13 protein-coding genes and 1 riboswitch are annotated in these 21562 nt (G+C 65.1%); of the genes, 5 read left to right on the top strand and 8 right to left on the bottom strand.

What is annotated here, in order from left to right:
• Nucleotides 1-55 precede the first annotated feature (55 nt).
• Nucleotides 56-2140, top strand: a complete 2085-nt coding sequence (pta, locus tag AB1Z25_RS12970; RefSeq protein WP_253314394.1) for a phosphate acetyltransferase — start codon at nucleotides 56-58, stop codon at nucleotides 2138-2140.
• Nucleotides 2141-2218: 78 nt separating this feature from the next.
• Here the strand turns inward: pta and AB1Z25_RS12965 are convergent, their stop codons facing one another.
• On the bottom strand, nucleotides 2219-3340 hold the full coding sequence (locus AB1Z25_RS12965) for a hypothetical protein (RefSeq protein WP_486635408.1): 1122 nt from the start codon (nucleotides 3338-3340) through the stop codon (nucleotides 2219-2221).
• A gap of 227 nt (nucleotides 3341-3567) precedes the next feature.
• Here AB1Z25_RS12965 and AB1Z25_RS12960 point away from each other — a divergent pair, with 227 nt between their 5' ends.
• Nucleotides 3568-3972 (top strand): DUF3995 domain-containing protein, encoded by a 405-nt coding sequence (locus AB1Z25_RS12960; protein ID WP_107800141.1) that lies wholly within the window; start codon nucleotides 3568-3570, stop codon nucleotides 3970-3972.
• Between the two features lie 185 nt (nucleotides 3973-4157).
• Here the strand turns inward: AB1Z25_RS12960 and sph are convergent, their stop codons facing one another.
• Nucleotides 4158-5678: a sphingomyelin phosphodiesterase gene (sph, locus tag AB1Z25_RS12955; protein WP_486635407.1), complete on the bottom strand. Its 1521-nt coding sequence runs from the start codon at nucleotides 5676-5678 to the stop codon at nucleotides 4158-4160.
• A gap of 326 nt (nucleotides 5679-6004) precedes the next feature.
• Here sph and AB1Z25_RS12950 point away from each other — a divergent pair, with 326 nt between their 5' ends.
• On the top strand, nucleotides 6005-6820 hold the full coding sequence (locus AB1Z25_RS12950; RefSeq protein ID WP_107800143.1) for a class I SAM-dependent methyltransferase: 816 nt from the start codon (nucleotides 6005-6007) through the stop codon (nucleotides 6818-6820).
• A gap of 21 nt (nucleotides 6821-6841) precedes the next feature.
• Here the strand turns inward: AB1Z25_RS12950 and AB1Z25_RS12945 are convergent, their stop codons facing one another.
• Complete coding sequence (locus tag AB1Z25_RS12945) at nucleotides 6842-7573, bottom strand: transglutaminase domain-containing protein (protein ID WP_107800144.1); 732 nt, start codon at nucleotides 7571-7573, stop codon at nucleotides 6842-6844.
• A gap of 288 nt (nucleotides 7574-7861) precedes the next feature.
• The gene (locus AB1Z25_RS12940) at nucleotides 7862-9202 is read right to left on the bottom strand and encodes a glutamine synthetase family protein (RefSeq protein ID WP_107800145.1); all 1341 of its coding nucleotides are present in this window, start codon (nucleotides 9200-9202) and stop codon (nucleotides 7862-7864) included.
• Between the two features lie 403 nt (nucleotides 9203-9605).
• On the opposite strand from AB1Z25_RS12940, the gene AB1Z25_RS12935 reads away from it, so the two are divergent.
• Both AB1Z25_RS12935 and AB1Z25_RS12930 read left to right on the top strand, forming a co-directional pair.
• Nucleotides 9606-12929: a DUF748 domain-containing protein gene (locus AB1Z25_RS12935; protein ID WP_486635406.1), complete on the top strand. Its 3324-nt coding sequence runs from the start codon at nucleotides 9606-9608 to the stop codon at nucleotides 12927-12929.
• A 241-nt stretch (nucleotides 12930-13170) separates the two neighbouring features.
• Entirely contained in the window at nucleotides 13171-16029 is a 2859-nt protein-coding gene (locus tag AB1Z25_RS12930; protein WP_107800147.1) for an adenosylcobalamin-dependent ribonucleoside-diphosphate reductase, read from the top strand.
• A 69-nt stretch (nucleotides 16030-16098) separates the two neighbouring features.
• On the opposite strand, the gene AB1Z25_RS12925 is transcribed toward AB1Z25_RS12930, so the two are convergent.
• The 4 genes from AB1Z25_RS12925 to AB1Z25_RS12910 form a co-directional block, all read right to left on the bottom strand.
• Nucleotides 16099-16959: a hypothetical protein gene (locus AB1Z25_RS12925; RefSeq protein ID WP_486635405.1), complete on the bottom strand. Its 861-nt coding sequence runs from the start codon at nucleotides 16957-16959 to the stop codon at nucleotides 16099-16101.
• A 345-nt stretch (nucleotides 16960-17304) separates the two neighbouring features.
• The gene (locus tag AB1Z25_RS12920; protein WP_486635404.1) at nucleotides 17305-17892 is read right to left on the bottom strand and encodes a hypothetical protein; all 588 of its coding nucleotides are present in this window, start codon (nucleotides 17890-17892) and stop codon (nucleotides 17305-17307) included.
• 196 nt (nucleotides 17893-18088) lie between these two features.
• Nucleotides 18089-19111: a magnesium transporter gene (locus AB1Z25_RS12915; protein ID WP_227107802.1), complete on the bottom strand. Its 1023-nt coding sequence runs from the start codon at nucleotides 19109-19111 to the stop codon at nucleotides 18089-18091.
• 82 nt (nucleotides 19112-19193) lie between these two features.
• Nucleotides 19194-19367: riboswitch (M-box (ykoK) riboswitch) on the bottom strand.
• A gap of 551 nt (nucleotides 19368-19918) precedes the next feature.
• Nucleotides 19919-21505, bottom strand: a complete 1587-nt coding sequence (locus AB1Z25_RS12910) for a methyl-accepting chemotaxis protein (RefSeq protein ID WP_486635403.1) — start codon at nucleotides 21503-21505, stop codon at nucleotides 19919-19921.
• Between the last annotated feature and the right edge of the window lie 57 nt (nucleotides 21506-21562).

Raw genomic sequence — 21562 nt, 5'->3', positions numbered from 1 at the left:
CTGATTCTGAACGCCGGGCCGCTTTGCGGCGGCGCGCGCGTCGAAAGTAAAACTCATGACATCGCAACAACCGAAACGAGTGTTTTTCCTGGCTTCCTATGGTTCGGACGCCGGGCTGACCTCCATGACCCTGGGCCTGGTGCACGCGCTGGAGCGCGACGGCATCAAGGTGGGCTTCGTCAAGCCCATCGCGCAGCCCGCCAGCGTGGGCGCAGAGCTGTCCAGCCACTTCGCCCGTCAGCTGTGCAATATCGACGCGCCGGCGTCCATCCCGTTTGCCCGCGCTCAAGCCATGCTGCGCGAAGGCGAGCTGGCCACCTTGATGGAAGACGTGGTGCGCCTGGCGGAACAGGCGCGGGACAATCACGACGTGCTGATCGTTGAAGGCCTGGTGCCGGACAGCGACGCGCAAACCGCCATCCGCCTGAACGCGGAAATGGCCGGCAGCCTGTCCGCGGAACTGTTGCTGGTGCTGTCCGGCGCCGGCCGCGGCGCGCGCGACATCGCCGAATGCGTGCAGCTGGTGCAGCGCCAGTTCGGCGCCGACGGCAACGGCAAACTGGCCGGTCTGCTGCTGAACCGCGGCGCGGAGTGCGGCAATCTGGCCGGCCTGCGCGCGGAGTTGGCGGCGCAGGGCTGCGCCACGCCGCTGCTGGGCTGCGTGCCTTACGACGCCAAGCTGGACGCGCCACGCGTGCTGGACGTGGTCAGCGCGCTGGGTTTGAAGATCGAACACGCCGGCCAGATCGAGCAAGCGCGCATGCGCGAAACCGTGGTGGCGGCCCGCACCGTGGAGAAGATGGCCGAGCGTCTGCTGCCGGGCACCCTGGTGGTGACGCCGGGCGACCGCAGCGACGTGGTGCTGGCCACCTCGCTGGCCATGCTGCGCGGCGTGCCGCTGGCCGGCCTGCTGCTGACCTGCGGCGAACCGGTGTCCGGCAGCATCCTGCCGCTGATCCAGTCCGCGCGCCAAGCCGGCCTGACCATTCTGTCCACCGAGCGCGACACCTATGAGACCAGCACCATGCTGGCCAATCTGGACCGTCACGTGGCGATGGAAGACGCCGAGCGCATGCAGGCGATGATCGACTTCGTGGCCGAGCGCATCGACACCGCGGTGCTGGTGCAGAAGATAGGCGAGCCGCGCGAAGTGCGCCTGCCGCCGCCGGCCTTCCGCCATCGTCTGATCGAGAGCGCGCGCCGCTCGCAAAAGCGCATCGTGCTGCCGGAGGGCGACGAGCCGCGCACCATCCAGGCCGCCGCCATCTGCCACGAGAAGGGCATTGCCCGCTGCGTGCTGATCGGCGAACCGGAGCGCATCCGCCAAGTGGCGGAAGCCCAGGGCGTGACCCTGCCGGCCGATATTGAAATCCTGGCCCCGAAAGAGGCCGCCGGCCGCTATGTGGCGCCGATGATGGAAATGCGCAAGAGCAAGGGCCTGACCGCGCCGCAGGCGGCGGAACAGCTGGAAGACAGCGTGGTGATCGGCACCATGATGCTGGCCCTGAACGAGGTGGACGGCCTGGTGTCCGGCGCGGTGCACACCACCGCCAACACCATCCGTCCGGCGCTGCAGCTGATCAAGACCGCGCCGGGCGCGAGCATCGTGTCCAGCATCTTCTTCATGCTGATGCCGGATCAGGTGCTGGTGTACGGCGACTGCGCGGTGAACCCGGACCCGAATGCGGAGCAGCTGGCGGACATCGCCATCCAGTCCGCGGATTCCGCCAGCGCCTTCGGCCTGAGCCCGCGCGTGGCGATGATCTCTTACTCCACCGGCACTTCCGGCAGCGGTTCGGACGTGGAGAAAGTGCGCGAAGCCACCCGCATCGCCAAGGAAAAGCGCCCGGATCTGATGATTGACGGCCCGATGCAGTACGACGCCGCCAGCGTGGAATCCGTAGGCCGCCAAAAGGCGCCGGACAGCGAAGTGGCCGGCCGCGCCAATGTCTTCGTGTTCCCGGACCTGAACACCGGCAACACCACTTACAAGGCGGTGCAGCGCTCCGCCGGCGTGGTGTCGGTGGGCCCGATGCTGCAAGGCCTGCGCAAGCCGGTCAACGATCTGTCGCGCGGCGCGCTGGTGGACGACATCGTCTACACCATCGCCCTGACCGCGATCCAGGCGGACGCGCAGTAAGCGTCGAGAGCGCTTGATCTGAAAACAGCCCCCGGTGCGAAAGCGCCGGGGGCTGTTGTCTTATGCGGCCTTGTTTAGTTAGTGGCGCTGCGCGGCGATGGGGCGCGTCAGCGCCACCCATTGCTCGGAGGCGGGAGAGCCGGCCAGTTCCACGCCGTTGTCGGCGAAATACACTTTGGAGACCTTGCCGTCGAACAGCTCGGGCTGACGCAGCACGGAGCGGACTTCGGAGTAGGTGATCGGCTCGTAGCTGTGCTGGAAGCGGCGCTGCTGTTCTTGCCAGGGTTTTTGCCGTATCGCTTCAAGGTCCATCTTGCCGCGGCCGGCGTCGTTCCAGGCAAAGGCGATTTCCGCGCCTTGTTGGGCGAAGAATTCCAGGCCCAGTTTGCTGGAGTTGCGGAAGAAGTGCTTGATGAACAGTTCGGACAGGTCCAGCAGGTCGCGCTGTTCCAGCGTGCGCTTGCCGAGCGCGGCGGCGACGTCGTCGGCGTTTTTGCAGCCGCAGGCGTGCACCAGATAGAGCAAGGTGTTGACCGTGGTTTCCGTGCGGCAGCCGCCGCTGGTGTTCTTCAGCACAAAGCGGGTGGCCACGGCGGAGCGCTCCGCCGGCGGCACGTCGGCCAGCAGCGCGTTGAGCCGGACAAACGGGTCCAGCCGCGTGTGATGGGCGCCCAGGTAATCGGCCCAGGCCTGGAGGATGGGGGCGGCCGGCTGCGGCGCGCGCTTGACCAGCTTGCCGGCGGCGGCGTCGCTGATGTGGCGGCTGAATTCCTGGATCAGCTTGCGAGGCGAGATGCTATACATGGCGTCGTCGCGGCTGTAATGGACGATGTTCAGCTGCTTATTGTAATTGGCGATGGTGGCGACGTTTTGCATGTCCAGTTCGCCGCGCACGAAACGGGACAGCTGCATTTGCGCGTGACTCAGACCGTACAGCGCCACCGCTTGGTCCTGACGCGCAGGGGAGGCGTTGACCTCGCCGTTGGCCACCCGGAACAACAGCGACTGGAAACGGGCTTGTTGCGGAACGGGTCCTTGCGTGGTTTGCGGGCGGTCCGGCGCGGCGGCGCAGCGATTCGAGGCGCTGGCCAGCTGTCGGCCCAGGCCCAGTTGTGGCTGAGCGGCGGCGGCGCGGGCAGTCGGCAAGGCCGCGGGAGCGGCGAGGGGGCGAGTGGCGCTGTGGGCGGTGATGTTTGGCATGGGGTGGGCTTTCAAGTGGAAGACATGGAGTGATTCGACCCCGCTACTGTCGTCAAAAAGCCGGAGGGCGGCTTGCAGAATTCACTCAGCGCGCCACCCGAGGCGATGGGCGCGAGTTTGCCCGGCGTTGCCGTTTTTTTGCCGAAAATCAATGCAGATGGGATTGTGTTATAATCAAGGCGAGGTTGAACTTCCGATAAACACTTAATTAGAAAGGGAACCTGCTTATGCTGAGCCTGTTTTTGATTACTGTTTTTCTGATTATCAGTCTGGTCCATTGCTATTGGGCGCTGGGCGGCACCGTGGGCATGGGCGCCGCCGTGCCCGAGGTGGACGGCAAGCCCTTGTTCCAGCCCACCCGCGGCGGCACGTTCGCCGTGGCCGGCGTGTTGGCCTTGTCGGCGCTGGCGGTTGCGCTGCATGGCCATCTGACGCGCTTCTGGCAAATGGAGACCGTGCGCTGGGGCTTGCTGGCGCTGGCGGCGGCGTTGCTGCTGCGCGGCATCGGCGAATTTCGCTACGTCGGCTTGTTCAAGAGCGTGCGCGACAGCCGCTTCGCCCGCAACGACACCCGTTTCTATTCTCCCTTGTGTTTGTTGCTGGGCAGTTTGTTGCTGATCCTCGCCTGGTAACGCTCCTGAAAGCGGGCGGCTAGCCGCCCGCTGTTCTCGTTGGAATCTGTTTACGATCTGCTGCGCGTCGTGAGACGTGACACGGCGAGTACCGCTTCGAAATGCTCATATACCGTGTGTGCACTCCGTTTTTTCAGCTGTTTTCGCCTTGTCTCGCCTTAGCTCGCGAGATCGTAAACACGTTCTTAGCGCTTCTTGTTCTGCGCGTAAATCAATTGCGCTTTCCAATCCTGCCGCTGCGGCTGGCGCGCGATGCCGACGCGGAAGCGTTCGCGCGGGCCGACGCCGGGCTGCCATAGATAGAGCTGGCCATCGTGAGCGCCGCCGTTCCAGGCGGTCAGATAGTAATCGCTCTGCCGCGCCCAATCCTTGAAACTGACGATGTCGCCGTCCCGCAGGCAGCCGTCCGGCCGGTCCTGAATCTGCAGCCGCAGTTCCGTGGAGGCGTTGAGCGGGCCTTGCTTGGTGTAGTAGGCGTATTGATTGGCGTCCAGGCCGCCCCACCAGGTCCAGAACCAGCCGGGGCGGTCGGCGCGCTCCACCCGCAGATAGTCGCCTGAGCGCAGGCAGCCGTTGTCGCGCATGGCGAAGTTGTTGGACAGATTGAAGCGGGCGGCGGGGCCGTTGCCGGGGCCGGTCTTCAGCCAGCCGTCGTTGGCGGCGGCGCTTTGCAGCCATTGGCCGTTGCCCAGGTTTTGCAGGCTTACCTGGCGGTAGCTGCCGGCCTGGTCGGTATAGGATTGCGTGGGCGTGGCGGCGTCGGCCCAGGCGAAGGCCTGCACCGGGTAGTGGTCGCTGTAGTCGGTGTAGGCGTAAGTGTGCTTGCCGACGGATTGCACCGTCCACTGCGGGGACGGCGCGTCCAGCGCCAGATTGTGCCAGGCGGACGGCTGGCGGTGGGCTTTCAGCGTCAGGATGTAGTCCAGGTATTCCGGGACGTCGCCGCCGCGCGCGCCGTAGCGCTCCAGCGCCAGGCCGTTGCGCGCGGTGTCGAAGCTGTCGGCGACGCCGGCGTAGCGCGGCTCGCTGGCTTGCAGGATGTCCAGCATCGCGCGGTATTCCGCCGGCTTGCGGCGGTCCACGTTCATGTCGCCGGCAATCAGCACCATTTCGTCCTTGGGCAGTTGCCGCGCGCGCAGCCAGTCGGCGATTTCGCGCAGCTGGGCCTGGCGCACCGCGGCGTGGTCCTTGCAGCCGCTGTCTTCCGACTGCAGGTGGGCGCCCAGCACGTGATAGTAGCGGCCGCCCGCTTGCAGCTTGGCGTAGGCGAAGCCCTTGAGCGCGTATTGTTCCCAGCTGCAGCCGGCGGTGCGGAACAGGTATTGCCGTTTTTCCACAATCGGCCAGCGGCTGACGATGGCGACGCCGCCGTCTTCCGGCTTGGAGCCGTTCCAGCCTTCGGTGCCGTCCCAGCCGCTCTGGCTGCGGCCTATCACCGGGGTCTGGTGCGGGAAGCGGGCTTTCAGGCCTTGCAGCAGCGCTTCGGAGCTGCTGTTGTCCTGCAGTTCCTGAAACACCGCCACGTCCTGGTTTTGCAGGATGGGGGCGGCGGCGATCAGCCGGGCGCGCTGTTCCTGGCCGTAATTGGGATAGAGCGACTGCGGCAGCAGCATCGCGTTCCAGGTGGTCAGCCTGAGGTCGTCGGGATAGGCGGCGAGGGCGGGGGCGGCCAGCAGCGCGGCGCACAGTGCCAGGCAAGCTTTCATCATGTCTCCGAGGGGTGAGGGAGCGCAAAGCTTGAATGGCCTTGTTTGCAGAATTGCTATGTCATTTAAATTTGATCTGGCGTAGAATGAGCGCCTGCGCCGCCAGGCTTGCGCGGTTTGAATCTCTTCAGTGTTGTCCCGATAGGAGCGCGCCGGAATGAAGCTGTAATGCCCGTCACTCGTTTGCCCAGCCAGGGCCGTTTGCCGCATTGCCGTTTCGTTTGGTCTTCCGCTTCGTCTTTGCCCCTTCGCGGGGGCTGTCCATTTCGCTATGGATGCGGTTTTGGCTGGGTGTCCCCAATTTTCTGAATGGAATAGGACTCCCCATGTCGGAACACGTTTCTCTCGATATTTTTTCGCATAATCAGGCCGCCTGGGACCGCCAGGCCGAGCAGGCCGGTCCGTGGTCGCAGCCGGTGGACGCCGCCGCCGTCGCCGCCGCGCGCGCGGGCGATCACCGGGCGCGGCTGACGCCGGGGCCGTTGCCGGCCGGCTGGCTGGATCAGGTGGCCGGCTGGCGCATTCTGTGTCTGGCCAGCGGCGGCGGCCAGCAGGGTCCGCTCTTGGCGGCGGCCGGCGCCGAGGTCACGGTATTGGACGCCTCCGAGCAGCAGTTGGAGCGCGACCGCCTGGTGGCGCGGCGCGAAGGGCTGAGCCTGGCGACGGAGCTGGGCGATATGCGCGAGCTGTCCCGTTTCGCCGACGCCAGCTTCGATTGCGTATTCCACCCGATTTCCAATCTTTACGTGCCGGACGTGCGTCCGGTGTGGCGCGAGTGCTTCAGGGTGCTGCGTCCGGGCGGCCGCCTGCTCAGCAGTTTTTTCAATCCGGCGGCCTTCATCGGCGACCGCGATCCGGAATACGCGCGCCAGGGCCTGATCCGGCCGCGCTATCCGGCGCCGTATTCCGATCTGCGGGATCTGGCGCCGGAGGCGTTGGCGGCCAAGCGGGCCGGCGGCGAGGCGCTGGTCTTCGGCCACAGCCTGGCGGAGCAGATAGGCGGCCAGCTGGAGGCCGGCTTCTTGCTGGCGGGGTTTCACGAGGAGATGCAGCCGACGCCGCGCTTTGTCATCGACGGCTATCTGCCGGCCTTCATCGCCACCTGGGCGTGCAAGCCGGGAGCCGGCGGCTTGCCGTCATAGCGGCCGCGCCGGCCGGCCGCGTCAGCGGGCGGGATGCAGCCGGCTGTTCAGATAGCGTTCGCCGCGCCGGCGCAGCGGCGACGGCGCCAGTTTCAGCCATTGGTTGAAGTGCAGGCCCAGCAAGGTGTTGTTGCCGGCTTTTTCCTGCAGGGCGATGGCCAGGTTGTCGTAGACCGGGTCTTCGTCGTGGAGGTCGTCGGCGCCGGCTTGGCAGAAGCTGTCGGCGTCCGCGCTCCAGCGGCAGTCCGCGCCCAGGCGCAGGCCGTAGCCGCGGGGCAGGCCGGAGGCGAGCAGGCGCGCGTATTGGCGTTCGAAGCCGTCGGGGTCGAACAGATAGCTGTCGCAGTGCAGCCAGCGGCCGTCCAGCCGCGCTTGCACCAGGCCGTGGAACAGGTGTTCCGGCAGGCAGAGGTAGATCGGGGCCGGCACCGCGTGGCGCAGCACGCGCTTGTCCAACCGCACGAAGCGCAGCCGCGCCGGAATGCCGGCGGTGGTCAGCAGCGCGCGCAGCAGGTCGCCCTGGGCGTTGCAATGGCCGCGGCCCAGCGCCAGCGTGCGTTCCGGCGTGACGGTTTCAAACTGGCTGGTGAAGCCGAAGCGCACGCGGTCGCGCACGAAGTCGTGCAGCGCGCGGCAGTAGTCGCGGTCGTTGTCCGGGGAGGCGTCGCTTTGCACCTGGCGCAGGACTTGGCTCAGGCTCAGCCCGGCGCAGGGCGCTGGGCGGACGGGGTCGGGCTGGGGGCTTGGGTGCATGGAATGCTCTGGCGGCAAGTGTTAAGCATATTGAATATTCTGAGCCGGGGATTGTCAATGCACAGTTTGATGACGGTGGGGCGGAAAAGCCGCCGGCCCGGAACAGGGGCCGGCGGCGAGCGGTCCGCGCCTTAAGAAGCGGTTCAAAGTCCGCAGCGCATTGTGAAGCGTTGCACGGCGAGTACCACTTCGAAACGCGCGTCTACCGTGTGCGCGCTCCGCTTTCTCAGCGGTTTTCGCCTTGTCTCAGCTTGGCTCGCGAAACGGTGAACACGCTCTAAGCGCCGATCAAACGTGCAGCAGCAGGAAGCGCCGCTCCCACGGGCTGATCACGTCGAAGTATTCGCGGTACTCGGCTTCCTTGATCGCGCTATAGGTGCGGATGAAGTGTTCGCCGAAGAGATTGGTCAGCGGTTCGCACTTGAGCAGCATGTCGATGGCGTCGTCCAGGTGGCGGGGCAGCTGGTGCGGTTGCTCGTAGGCGCTGCCGCTTAGCGGTTCGGACGGCATCAGGCCCTGTTTCATGCCCAGATAACCGCAGGCCAGGCTGGCGGCGATGGCCAGATAGGGGTTGACGTCCACGCCGGCCAGGCGGTTTTCCACTCGCCGCGCCTGCGGGTCCGAGTGCGGCACGCGCAGGCCGCAGGTGCGGTTGTCGTAGCCCCAGGACAGATTGATCGGCGCCGAGGTGTAGCGGCTCAGCCGGCGGTAGGAATTCACATAGGGCGCGAAAAAGGGCATCGCCGGCGGCAGATAGTTTTGCAGGCCGCCGATGAAATGGAAGAATTTCTGCGAGGGCTGGCCGTCCTTCAGGCTGAAGATGTTCTTGCCGCTCTCCCTGTCCACCACGCTCTGATGCAAGTGCATGGCGCTGCCGGGCTGGCCCTGCATCGGCTTGGCCATGAAGGTGGCGTACATATTGTTGCGGATCGCCACTTCGCGCACGGTGCGTTTGAATAGGAAGACCTGGTCCGCCAGCGCCAGCGGGTCGCCGTGGTCCAGATTGATTTCCATCTGGGCGGTGCCCATTTCGTGGATCAGGGTGTCCAGCGCCAGGCCCTGGGCTTCGCACCAGTCGTACATCACGTCGAAGATGCCGTCGTATTCGTTGACGGCGTCGATGGAGAAGCTCTGCATGCCGGCTTCGGTGCGTTTGGTGCGGCCAACCGGCGGGCGCAGCGGGATGTCTTCGTCCGGTTGGATTTCCACCAGGTAGAACTCCATTTCCGGCGCCACCACGGCCTTGAGGCCTTCGTCTTCGTACAGCTTGAGGATGCGCTTGAGCACATTGCGCGGCGCCAGGTCCACCGGGCGGCCGTCGAAAAAGGCGCAGTCGTGGATGATCTGGGCGGTGGGCTCCAGGTTCCACGGCACCGGACGCAGGGTGCTGGCGTCGGGAATCAGCCGCATGTCGGGATCGGCGAGGGAGGTGAAGTCCTGGTCCGGGTAGTCCCCGGTCACGGTCATGGACAGCACGGCTTCCGGCAGACGCAGGCCTTCGGCCGGATTGTATTTATGGCGCGGCACGATCTTGCCGCGGGCGAGCCCGGTCATGTCCGGGATCAGGCATTCCACTTCGGTGATGCGATTGTCGTCCAACCATTTGTTGATTTGTTCTGCGTTATTCATAAAGCCTCTGTTGTCATGTGTGCGCGCCCGAGCTGCTGTCGCGCCGGGCGTCGTGCCTCAGCGTATGCGGCCGCTGCGCTTGTACTAAAAATAATCTACGGTCCAGTGTGCGGCAGCCGGGGCTGCGCGGGCAGGCGGGACGGGGCTGGAATCGGGCCCAATGATGGATCGGCAATCCGGGTGCTCCTCTCAGATTTGGTAATACGGCACAATGCCGCTTTGAAAGCATTGATCGTTTTTGGTTCGAAATGTTCAATATTTTGAACGAATGCATGCTAGTCCCGGCGCGTGGACATTCGCAATGATTATTGATTGGATGCCGGTCAGTTGTTGGTTTGCGGCAACAGGGAAATCTGCCCAGGGGACTGTTAAGACCTCTTTATGAGTATTAGAATTAGACGATATGGAAAACGATACCGAACAGATCACTCCCGCTTCAGATTCCAAGCCGCCAGCGTCTAAACCGCGCCGTCGTTGTTTGCGCTGGCTGGCGGTTCCCATCGTCTTGCTGGCCCTGCTGTGGGGCTTCCTGGGCTGGCTGGCGCCGGGCATGATCAGCGACGCCGCGGCCAAGTGGGCAAAGAGCATAGGCCGCACGCTGAGCATGGGCGAGGTGAGGATCACGCCTTGGGACATGTCGCTGGAGGTCAGGGATCTCAAGCTGAGCGAGGGCGACGGCCGGCCGCTGTTCGCGGTGAAGCGGGCGTATCTGAACCTGGATCCGTCCATGCTCTTGATCGGCCGCTGGCAGGCGCAGGAGTTTTCCCTGGAAGAGCCGCGGCTGGCCCTGGCGCGCAACCGCGCCGGGCAGTGGAACTGGGCCAGCTTCGTCGCCGACGCCGCCGGCCCGGCCAAGCCCGAAGGGGGCTCGGACAAGCTGCCGCGGCTGATGATCAAGGCCTTGAACATCCGGAAGGGCCAGGCGCAGTTGTCCGATCAACTGGGCGGCGACGAGCGCTTCACCCTGGTGCCGTTGAATCTGTCGCTGCTGGACCTGTCCACGCTGCCGGAAAACGGCAGTTATACGATGCAGGCGGCCATGACCGACGGCACCCGCTTCAACTGGAAGGGCAGCATCAATCTGCAACCGCTGAAGTCGGACGGCGAGGCGCAGATGGCGGAGTTGCCGCTGGCCTCGGTCTGGCCCTATGTGCAGCCGCATTTCAACACCGCCGCGCCGGAAGGGCGGCTGTCCGTGTCCGCGCGCTACCATTTTGAAATGTCCGGCAAGACGCCGGAGCTGACGGTGTCGCCGTTCCGCGCCAGCCTGCTGCGCTTCGCGCTGAAGGCGCCGGGCGGCCGCAGCGAACTGACGATTCCGGAAGTCCGCGTCGAAGGCGGCGCGCTGGACCTGGCGCGTTCAATGCTGAAAGTGCAGTCCATCGAACTGGACCAGGGTCTGGCGATGGCCGGGCGCGACCGCGATGGAACGGTGGACTGGCAGAAGGCGATTCCGGCCGCGCCGGCCGCCGCTAAGCCGCAGCCGGCGGCCGCGCCGCTGCCGTGGCTGGTGAACATCGAAGCGATCAAGCTGCGCAATTGGCGCGTGAGCTACGCGGATCAGGGTTTCCGCCAGCCCTTGGCGCTGGAGGCCAAGCTGCCTTTGCTGTCCGGCCGTTTTTCCTTGTCGCCGGACAACGGCTTCGCGCTGACCGGCCTGCTGGCGCGGCTGGACGAGCTGAAGCTGGGCGCGCAGGGCGCGGCGCCGGTCTTGAGCCTGGCCAGCGCCGAGCTGGCGTCCAGCCAGCTGTCGCAAAAGGGCCGTCGCATCGAGCCGGGCAAGCTGAGCTTGAGCGGCCTGGATGCGCAGGTGGAGCGCGACCGCACCGGCCAGATCAATCTGGCCCGCTTGTTCGAGCCGGCCGGCGGTTCCAAACCGGCCGCCGCCCCGGCGCGCGCGCAAGGCGAGGCCGCGCCGGCCTGGAAGTTCGATTACCCGGAAATGGCTTTGCAGGACAGCCAGCTGCGCTGGACCGACCGCAGCCTGTCCAAGCCGGCCAGCATGACGCTGTCCGGCCTGGGCGGCACGGTGGCGGTGGACGACGGCCGGCAATTGGCGCTGGATCTGGCCGGCGGGCTCAACGGCGGCAAGCTGGCGGTCAAAGCCGATATCGACGCCGCGGCCGGCGCGCTCAAGGGCAGGCTGCGCGCCGACGGGGTGCAGCTGGCGCCGCTGGCGCCGTACGCCTTGAGCGGGACCTCGCTGCGTTTCGGCGGCGGCGCGTTGTCCGCGGATCTGAATCTGGATGTCGGCGCGCGCGGCTGGCGCGTCGGCGGCTCCGCCGGCGTGGCGCGGCTGGCGGTGTACGAGCCGGGCGAGAAGCTGCCCTTGCTGGGGTGGCGCGATCTGCAAGTGCGCGGCCTCAGCGCTCAGGGCATGCCGCTGAAAGCGACGATCAACGATGTGCGGCTGCAAGGGCCGGCGGCGCGGCTGGTGCTGGACGAAAAGCGCGAGCTCAATTTGACCCGGCTGTTCGCCGGCCAGGGCGGCAAGCCGGCGACCCCGGCGCCGGCGGCCAAGGCGGCGCCGCTGCCCTTGGTGGAGGTCCGGTCCATCCATGTGCAGGGCGGGCGGGTGCAGTTCGCCGACCACGGCATGAAGCCTGACTTCGCGTCCGACATGCATAATCTGCGCGGCTCCATCCAGAACCTGTCCACCCGCGCCAAGCAGCGCGGCAACATCACGCTGGACGGCGACGTGGACCAGTTCGGCGACGTCAAGGTGCGCGGCGCGCTGTCGCCGCTGGCGCCCACGGACAACACCGACATCACCCTGGCCTTCCGCAATATCTCCATGGGCACCTTGAACCCGTATTCGATGAACTTCGCCGGCTGGCAGGTCAAGGACGGACGCTTGTCGGTGGACCTGCGCTATCTGCTGGAGCAGCGCCAGCTCAAGGGCGAGAACCGGGTGGTGATCGATTCCCTGCAACTGGGCGACGAGCTGCCGGACAGCGAATACAAGGGCCCGCGGCTGCCGCTGCGGCTGGCGGTGGCCATTCTGGAGGACAGCGACAAGCGCATCGATCTGGACCTGCCGGTGGCCGGCAGCCTGGACGATCCGCAGTTCAGCTACGGCAAGATCATCTGGAAAGCCATCGTCAACGTGGTGACCAAGGTGGTGACCGCGCCGTTCCGCGCGCTGGGCGCCTTGCTGGGCGGCGAGGGCTTCGACGATATCCGCTTCGTGGCCGGCGAGGCCAATGTGACGCCGCCGGAGCGGGAGAAGCTGGTCAAGGTGGCCGGGCTGATGGTCAAGCGGCCCAAGTTGATGCTGTCCATCAGCGGCGGTTACAACGCCGACGCGGACCGCAAGGAAATGGCGCGCGCGCAAACCGATCTGGCGATCTTCGCCGCCGCCGGCCATCAGCTGGGCGCCGGCGAGCCGCTGCCGCTGCCGGACATGCAGGACGAGGAAATCCTGTCCGCGGTCAAATCGGTGTACGGCAAGCAGATCGGCCGCTTCAAGCTGCTGGGCCACACGCTGAAGCCGGGCGGGCCGTCCGGCGCGGCCCTGGGCAAGCTGCTGCGGGACGAGTTGATCGCCGCGCAGAGCATCACCGACGCCAGCCTGCAGCAACTGGCCAAGCAACGCGCCGCCAACGCGCGCGCGGCCATGCTCAAGACCGACCCGGCCTTGCAGGAGCGCATCCAGCTGGGCGAGCCGGTCAAGGTCTCCGCCGGCCGCGACGGGGTGCCGCTGGAGGTGAAGCTGAAGACGCCGTGAGGCGGCGGCCGCGCGTCGTGTTTTTACCCATGACAAGCGGGAAAAGCGGCGGCGGCGTGGAATAGCGCTTGATATGTGTCAACGAACGGCGTAACTACATATAGTGTAATACGCCGTTTTTCTTTTCCAGATATTGCGTATCGGACGTGTTGAAACCTTTTGCGGCCCACACGGTCCATTGCATGCTGGAAGGGGGCCGCCCTGGCCGCCGCAGGCCGCAATTCAAGAGGAACCGGGAACCATGAAGCAGGAAAACATCGCCGCCATGACCGAGCAGGACATCTCCCGCGAGGTGCTGTTGGAAAAATACGCCAAGAACGGCGAACACAGCGTGAGCGAAGTGCGCCTGCGCGTGGCCAAGGCGCTGGCGGCGCTGGAAAGCGAGCCGGCTCGTTTCGAGCCGTTGTTCTATCAGGCGCTGGAAAACGGCTTCATTCCCGGCGGCCGCATCAATTCCGCCGCCGGCACCGATCTGCGCGCCACCTTGATCAATTGCTTCGTGCAGCCGGTGGGCGATTCGGTGTCCGAAACCGAAAACGGCAAGGTGGGCATTTACGAGGCCTTGCTGCAGGCGGCGGAAACCATGCGCCGCGGCGGCGGCGTTGGCTACAACTTCTCGCGCATCCGTCCCAAGGGCGCGCGGGTCAAGGGCACCAATAGCCGCGCGTCCGGCCCGGTGTCCTATATGCGAGTGTTCGACCGCAGTTGCGAAACGGTGGAGTCCGCCGGCGCGCGCCGCGGCGCGCAGATGGGGGTGCTGGACATTTCCCACCCGGACGTGGAGGACTTCATCCACGCCAAGGACCAGGGCGATCTGCGCAATTTCAATATCTCGGTGGGCGTCTCCGACGACTTCATGCGCGCGGTGGAGGCGGACGCCGCCTGGGAGCTGACCCACGCGGTGGAGCCGTCGTCCAACGCTTTCCCCGACAGTTATCAGCGCGCGGACGGCCTGTGGGTCTACCGCGCGGTGCCGGCGCGCGAGCTGTGGCGGCAGATCATGGCCTCCACCTACGATCACGCGGAGCCGGGCGTGCTGTTCATGACCCGCATCAATCAGGACAACAATCTGTCCTATTGCGAGGTGATCGAGTCCACCAACCCCTGCGGCGAGCAGCCGCTGCCGGATTACGGCTGCTGCGATCTGGGCTCCATCAATCTGTGCCGCCACGTGCGCCAGCCCTTTGGCGACAAGCCCAGCTTCGACTTCAAGAGCTTCGAGAAAGTGGTGCGCATGTCGGTGCGCATGCTGGACAATGTGCTGGACCTGACGGTGTGGCCGCTGGAAGAGCAGCAGCGCGAGGCGCAGGCCAAGCGCCGCGTCGGTCTGGGCTTCACAGGCCTGGGCGACGCGCTGATCATGCTGAAAATACGCTATGACAGCGAGGAGGGCCGCCGCTTCGCCAGCCGCATTTCCGAGGCGATGCGCGACGCCGCCTACGACGCCTCGGTGGATCTCGCCATCGAGAAGGGCGGCTTCCCGCTGTTCGACGCCGACGCCTACCTGGCCGCGCCGCATTGCGCCAGCCGGCTGCCGGAGGCGATCAAGGCGCGCATCCGCAAGCACGGCATCCGCAACTCGCACCTGTTGTCCATCGCGCCCACCGGCACCATTTCGCTGGCCTTCGCCGACAACGCCTCCAACGGCATCGAGCCGCCGTTCTCCTGGTTCTACACCCGCAAGAAGCGCATGGCCGACGGCAGCCAGCAGGAATACCTGGTGGAAGACCACGCTTACCGCGTTTACCGGATGCAGGGCGGCGACACCAACGCCTTGCCGGACTACTTCGTCTCCGCGCTGGAAATGAGCGCGCTGGACCATATGCGCATGGTGGCGGCGGTGGCGCCCTATATCGACACCGCCATTTCCAAGACGGTGAACGTGCCCGGCGATTACCCCTTCGACGATTTCGAAAGCCTCTATCTGGAAGCCTGGCGCGCCGGCCTGAAGGGCATCACCACCTACCGGCCCAATAATGTGCTGGGTTCGGTGCTGTCGGTGGAGCCGGCCAAGCCCAGCGCCGCCACACCGCAGGACCTGTCCGGCAGCGGCGACGGCGACCCGGACCGCCGCGTGGTGCTCAACACCGCGCCGACGCCGGCGCTGTCCAGCCTGAAATGGCCGAACCGGCCCAAGCTGAAGGAAGGCAACCCGTCGTGGACCTTCATGGTGGAAGGCGACGCCGGCGATTTCGCCGTGGTGGTGGGCCATGTGGAGAACGGCCGGGTGTCGCCGTTCGAATGCTGGGTCAACGCCACGGAAGAACAGCGCGGCCTGGGCGCGGTGGCCAAGACTCTGTCCATGGACATGCGCTGCCGCGATCACGGTTGGCTGGCGGCCAAGCTGGACGCGCTGTCGCACACCAACGGCGACAAGCGCTATGTGTTCGATCTGGGCGAGCGCACCGTTTACGCCACCTCGGCCTCGGCGGCCTTGGGCCAGGTGGTGCGTCATCGCGTCGAGCAATTGGGCGCGCTGCCGGCGGACCAGAACGAGCCGACGCCGGTGATGGACGCGCTGTTCGCGCGCAAGGAGCCCAAATCGGGCACCGACGGCACCATGAGCTGGTCGGTGGACGTCAGCAACCCGCAAACCGGCGACGACTTCGTGCTCTTCATCAAGGAACTGGTGCTGCCCAACGGCCAGCGCCGGCCGTATTCGATGTGGCTGGCCGGCGCCTACCCGCGCGAGCTGGACGGCCTGTGCAAAATGCTGAGCCTGGACATGCGGGTGATAGATCCGGCCTGGATCGGCCTCAAGCTGCGCAAGCTGCTGAGCTACGCCGAGCCGCAGGGCGATTTCTTCGCCCGCATCCCCGGCGTGGAAAAATCGCAGAGCTGGCCGTCCACCGTCGCCTATCTGGCGCAGCTGATCATCCACCGCTACGCGATGCTGGGCGTGCTGACCGAGGAAGGCGTGCCGCTGGAGGAGATGGGGGTGATGGTGCCGGAGCAGAGCGATCTGTTCAGCCCGGAAGCCAGCGCCGCCTTGAAACAGGTGCCGGGCAAACCCTGCCCGGAATGCGGCAACCACGCGCTGATCAAGAAAGACGGTTGCGAGTTCTGCACCGCCTGCGGCCACGTCGGCGCTTGCGGTTGAGCTTTAAACGGGTCGACTAAATGCAATGGCCCCGGCGTTTGCCGGGGCCATTGTCGTTTGGGGCAAGCGTCAATACAGTCCGTTTTGAACCGCCTTGCTGCGGCACTGCACATAGGGCAGGCCGTTGGGTTTGCCCGGGAAGGGATAGCTTTCCCCCACCTTGCTCAACATCGCCGCGCTGCTGCTCTTGCGCTGGGCTTTCTTGATCGCGCTCTTGATGGCGGCGGCGTCGCCGTCCACGAACAGCGCCAGGAAACCGCCGTCCACTTCGGACAGCTGCACGGAGCGGATAGGCAGGCCGCCGTAGTCATAGCCTCCCGGCAAGGCCAGCTCGTGTTCCCATACCTGATTGGGCGTGGTGCCGGCGGCGGCGGCCAGCAGTTTGGCGACGCCGTTTTCGCTGAGGTTGAGATTGTGGCAGCTCAGCTGCGCCGCCAAGGCCTTGTTCTTGCCGCCGCCGGCCTGGGCGCCGCCGGTCGCTTTGCTCAGACGATAAACGCCGTCGAAGGGCACGTCGCCGAAGGCGCTGGCGCACCGCTCCACCTGCACTTGCACCGCGGAGGCCTGGGGCAGGACGTTCATCGTGCAGATGCCTTCGCTATAGCGCCACTGTCCGCCGTTGGCCTGCAACTGTCCGCTGCCGGAGCCGGAGCGCAGTTGGCCGGGTTTGCCTTTTTGCATGACTTCCAGTTCGAACTTGCCGTTGGGACGGATGGTCAGCGTGCGCTCGAACTGTTTGTCGGAGCCGTCGTAGACGCCGGGAGCCATCGGGGCGGCGGCGCCGTCCGCGGCGGGATCTTTTTGCAGCGCCTTCTTGATGCCGTCCTTGAGAATGGCGCCCAGGTCGAAGGTTTCGGCGTGGGCCGCCAGCGGCAGCGCCGCGGCCAGCGCCAGCGCGGCGGCGAAGCGTTTACGGTTTGAATGGGTCATGAAAGAGGCCGTTTAAGTGGCGTTGCGATGAAATGAGGTGCCGGCGTATGTCTTGATTATTTAAATTTATCAGGACATTAGCATGACTTCTGGGCAAAAACAATGTGGCGATGATGTGATAAAAACCAAGGGAGGAGGACTGGCCTTAGCGCCTGTTCAAAGGTGCTTGCGTTTCGTGAAAACATGGGGCGGGAAGCGGAGTGCCTATCGCCGTGCGCGCGCATGGCCTCTTTCGCTTTTGGCTTGCGCGGCGAGGGCTGCCCCAAGGCCAGGCGCGCCGACGCGCCAGCGCAGGCGGCGCGGCGCGTCGGGCAAGGCAGCGTCGGTTGTGTTGTGAATCGGCGCTTATAAGAGCAAACCCGCCCAGGTGCTGCCGCCGGACATCACCGCCGCGTGCCAATGGCCAAATTCAGCGGCAAAGTGATCCAGGTGTCCTTGCAGCCGCGAACAGGGAAGGGCTCCAGGCAGCGCGATAGTCGATTTCAAGCGCATGCCGCCATGAATGTCGCGCATTTCATGCGCGGCATAGGCGATGGCTGCTCCATGACCGTCATGGGCACGCACCGCAAAGCCCAAGGGGTAGTCTTGGTCGGCTGTCATGGGGTGTTCGGTTTGGATGGGGCTGATACAGCTCATTGCGGGACTGGGGCAAGGCTGCGGCCCTAGGTATTTGAGGGAGGGATACACGGTTTGCAGCGCCTGCGCGTCATCCATCGCCAGCATGCCCATCAACAGCGTGTGGAATAGGGCGGCATTGGTTTGAGGGAGGTCCAGAAGCACGCTGGCGGATTGCCACTCGTCGGCCGGGCGGGTCGCCTTGTCCGATTTCAGCTTCGGCGAGATCTGCTTGCTCAAGTTGCCAAGCAGCGTGTGGCAGCAAGCGGCGGCAGGGCTGAGGCCATCCTGATGATTCGTTACCGTATGGTTTTTCATCGGGTAACTCCTTGCAATATTGCCGGTGGCGGCGCGCCGGCAGGCGCCGGCATGGCCGCTCGATTTTGATTGGGCTTGGCGCGCCCTGCCTTGCGATCAAGCCGGAGGCAGGGACAGGCGTAGGCTGTCCCCGGACTTGAGTCGTTTGCGCGATGCTGTTCGGTCTCGCGGAGGTCCGCGAGACCTTGAGCGGGCTTTAGGCCAGGTCGGAAATCACCAGCATGGCGATATTGAAGTAAATCACCAGACCGGTGCCGTCGATGAAGGTGGCGATGAAAGGCGCCGACACCACGGCCGGGTCGATGCGCATTTTCTTCAGCAGCATCGGGATGATGGAGGACACGATGGCGCTCCAGATGGTGATGGCGATCAGGGTCAGACACACCACCAAGGCCACTTCGTCGCCCACGCCCAGCATCCAGGCCCGTATCCAGGCCACCACGCCGATGGCCAGCGCAATCATGAAGGAAGTGGTCACCTCTTTGCGCAGCACCGTGCCGATATTGCGCAGGCTGACTTCGCCCATCGCCATCGCGCGCACCAGGGTGGAGGTGATCTGGGTGCCGCTGTTGCCGCCGGTGCCGATCAGCAGCGGGATGAAGAAGGCCAAGGCGATGGCGGCTTCCAGCTGCTCTTCGAACACTTGCAGGATGGTGCTGGTGTAGGCTTCCGCGAAGAACAGCAGCAGCAGCCAGGGCAGGCGCTTTTTCCACAAGCTCCACGGGGAGCTTTCCAGGTAGGAGGTCTCCAGCGGCAGGCTGGCGCCCTGGCGTTGCGCGTCGTCGGTGCCTTCGTCGCGGATCAACGCGGCGATTTCCTTTTCGTACAGAGCGCCCAGCAGCTTGCCGCCGCTGACCACGGGCGCGAGGTCCACGCCCTTGTCTATCAGCTCCGGCACGATATCGCGGCGCTGTTGGTTAGGCTCGACGACAAAAGCGGTGGGGCCCATCAGTGCGGAAACCGGCAGCGTCAGGTCGGTTTCGGTCAGCAGGCGCTTGACCGAGAGTTGACCGTGCAGGAAGCGGCTGCCGTCGATGACGAAAATCTGGGCGGGAATGTCTTCGTCGCGCAGCTGTTTGAGCATGTGCTCGCGCGCTTCGCTGACTTTCATGTCGCGGCTGAGGGTAATCAGCGAGTCGCTCATGTAGGAGGCGACGGTTTCTTTCAGATTGACTTCGTTTGCCTGAGCGGTAGGCAGGGTGATGCTTGCAAAAGACATTTTGAGGTATTCCCCGTTAGCTGTTTTATAACCACAAACAGTTGTCACAATGGGGGCGTAAACCAGAAGAGAGAGTGCAGAAAAGCTATCTCCGCGTCTAAGTTTTGGCACTATGCAACGTATCCCGACTGCATGCGGGAAGTCACTTTGGGCTATACCTTAATCCGATAAAGCCTGTCCTAACCTTGGGCGTCTCTCGACGTCGTCAGATCAGTGACCTGTGTTTGCATAGGAGCCTCGCCGAACGAGACACTGCATCTGAGAGCCTATTCAATTGTCCGCGTTTGTAAGGCGGGACGCGGTGACTGGGTGTTCAGAATGCTCGCGCGCCGTAGGCGCATTCGCATCTTCAACTCTCCTCGCCTTGTCTCGCTTTGCTCGACGGACTGTGAACGGACTCTGAGAACCGCTTGATTCCTTGCCCGGGAGCCGCGTGCGGCTTGGGCGAGATCATGTTCACGGCTCTGAATGGAAGGCCGGGCGCGTGGCCGGGCGATTCCGGCGCCGGACTCGACGCCGCTCTAGCGGCGGTGCGTCGCGTTGGGCGCGATGTTATTGGACGGCGACCTCCTTAAGCTTGGCTTGCGATTAGGGTTTCGGGAGCGCGGGCGGGCGGCATGCGCCGCCTGCCTGCGCCGTCTTCGTCGCGACCGGTGTCATGGTGCAGTGCAGTAGAGCCGCGACGAATAACGGTTATGAAAGAATGGTTATCAAGTAGTTCCGTAATTTTTCACAGTTTGTGTAATAAAACTCGTTTGCATGAATATTTTTCGCAAACATGCCATACGGCCGCAGGATGGATGCCGCTCACATATGTTTTTCGAATTGGCTGACCAGGCGGCGCAGATCGCTGGCGGTGGTGTGCAGCTTCTGCGCTACTTGCAGGGTGGCGGCGATGCTGTGGCTGTTCTGTTCGGTCAGCGTGCTCATGGTTTCCATGCTCTGGGCCACTTCGGTGGAGGCGGACGATTGCTGCTGCAGCATATTGGCCACGCTGGAGGAGGACTCCGCCACTTTCTCGTTGGCGTTGCGGATTGCCTCCAGGCCCTCGGCCGCCGCTTGTATGGTTTCCTCGGCGGTATGGACCTTGTTCACCGCGGCCTTCACTTCCTCCAGCGCTTCTTGCGAGCGTTCGCGCAGGAAGGACACCGATTGTTCTATCTCCAGCGTGTTGCCGGCGGTGCGTTCCGCCAGTTTGCGCACTTCGTCCGCCACCACGGCGAAGCCGCGGCCCTGTTCGCCGGCGCGCGCGGCTTCTATCGCCGCGTTCAGCGCCAATAGATTGGTCTGGTTGGCGATGTCCTTGATCACGCCGGTGACGGTGTTGATCGATTCCACCGATTGCTCCAGCTTGATGATGATGTCGCGGGTGCAGGACACCTCGCTGACCACGGCCTGGGCCGCCTGGCGGGTGTCGCTCATCTGAGCCTCGCCCTGGCTGGCCAGTTCGGTGGCCTGGTCGGCGAACTCGGCCCCGGTGCGGGTGGATTGCGAAATCTCGTTCACCGACACCGACAGCTGCTGCAAGGCGGCCGCCACCCGGGTGATGCCTTCCAGCGTGGATTCGCCGCGGGCGTTCAGTGATTCGGCTTCGGCGTGGGTGGCGGTGGCGGCTTCGCTGACGTCCTCTGCACCGGCAACCACGTCGGCCAGGATGGCGCGCAGGTGGATGCGCAGGGTTTCCATCTCCTCCAGCACCGCGCGCGGCTCGCGCGGGCCGGAGGGGGGAATCTGGGCGCTGAAGTCGCCTTCGGCCAGCCGCATCAGCGCGCGCTGCGCCGCGTCTATCGGCCGCGCCAGCCAACGCCCGGCCAGATAGGAGGCCGCCAAGGCCCAGACCGCCGCCAGCGTCAGCAGCGTCAGGCGCAAGGCGCCGTCCGCGGCGGCGCCGGCCAGGATCAGCGCCGCGGCGGGCAATTGCGCGCACAGTAACAGCGAGGCCGTCGTCGGCGGGGCGGCGTGGCGGGTTTCCGGAAACGCCTGACTCCGTTCGCGGACGCGGGCGTAAAGCTGCTCGGCGTCGGCGGTCTGCTGTTTGGACGGGGCGCTGCGCACCGACATATAACCCACCGGCTGGCCGCCCTCGCAGATGGGCGTGACATAGGCCTCCACCCAATAGAAATGTCCTTGCTTGGTGCGGTTCTTGACCAGGCCTTTCCAGGGGCGGCCGGTCTTGATGGTGCTCCAGAGATCGTCGAAGGCGGCCTGAGGCATGTCCGGATGGCGGACGATATTGTGCGGCTGCCCGATCAATTCTTCTTCGCTGAAACCGCTGATATCGATGAAGGCGCGGTTGGCGTAAGTGATCTGGCCTTTCAGGTTGGTCTTGGTGACGATGGGGCGGTGGGGCAGCAAAAACACCTCGGTGCCATCCACGGGAAGATTGCTTCTCATTGCCGGGCCTCCTGCTTGACGTTGCCGGTATACGACGCGGGCGCCGGACGCGCTCAT

The sequence above is a fragment of the Chromobacterium sp. HL1 genome (assembly GCF_057418835.1).
Note: the sequence above shows the minus strand (reverse complement) of the source record. Positions and strands in the feature narration are given on the sequence as shown.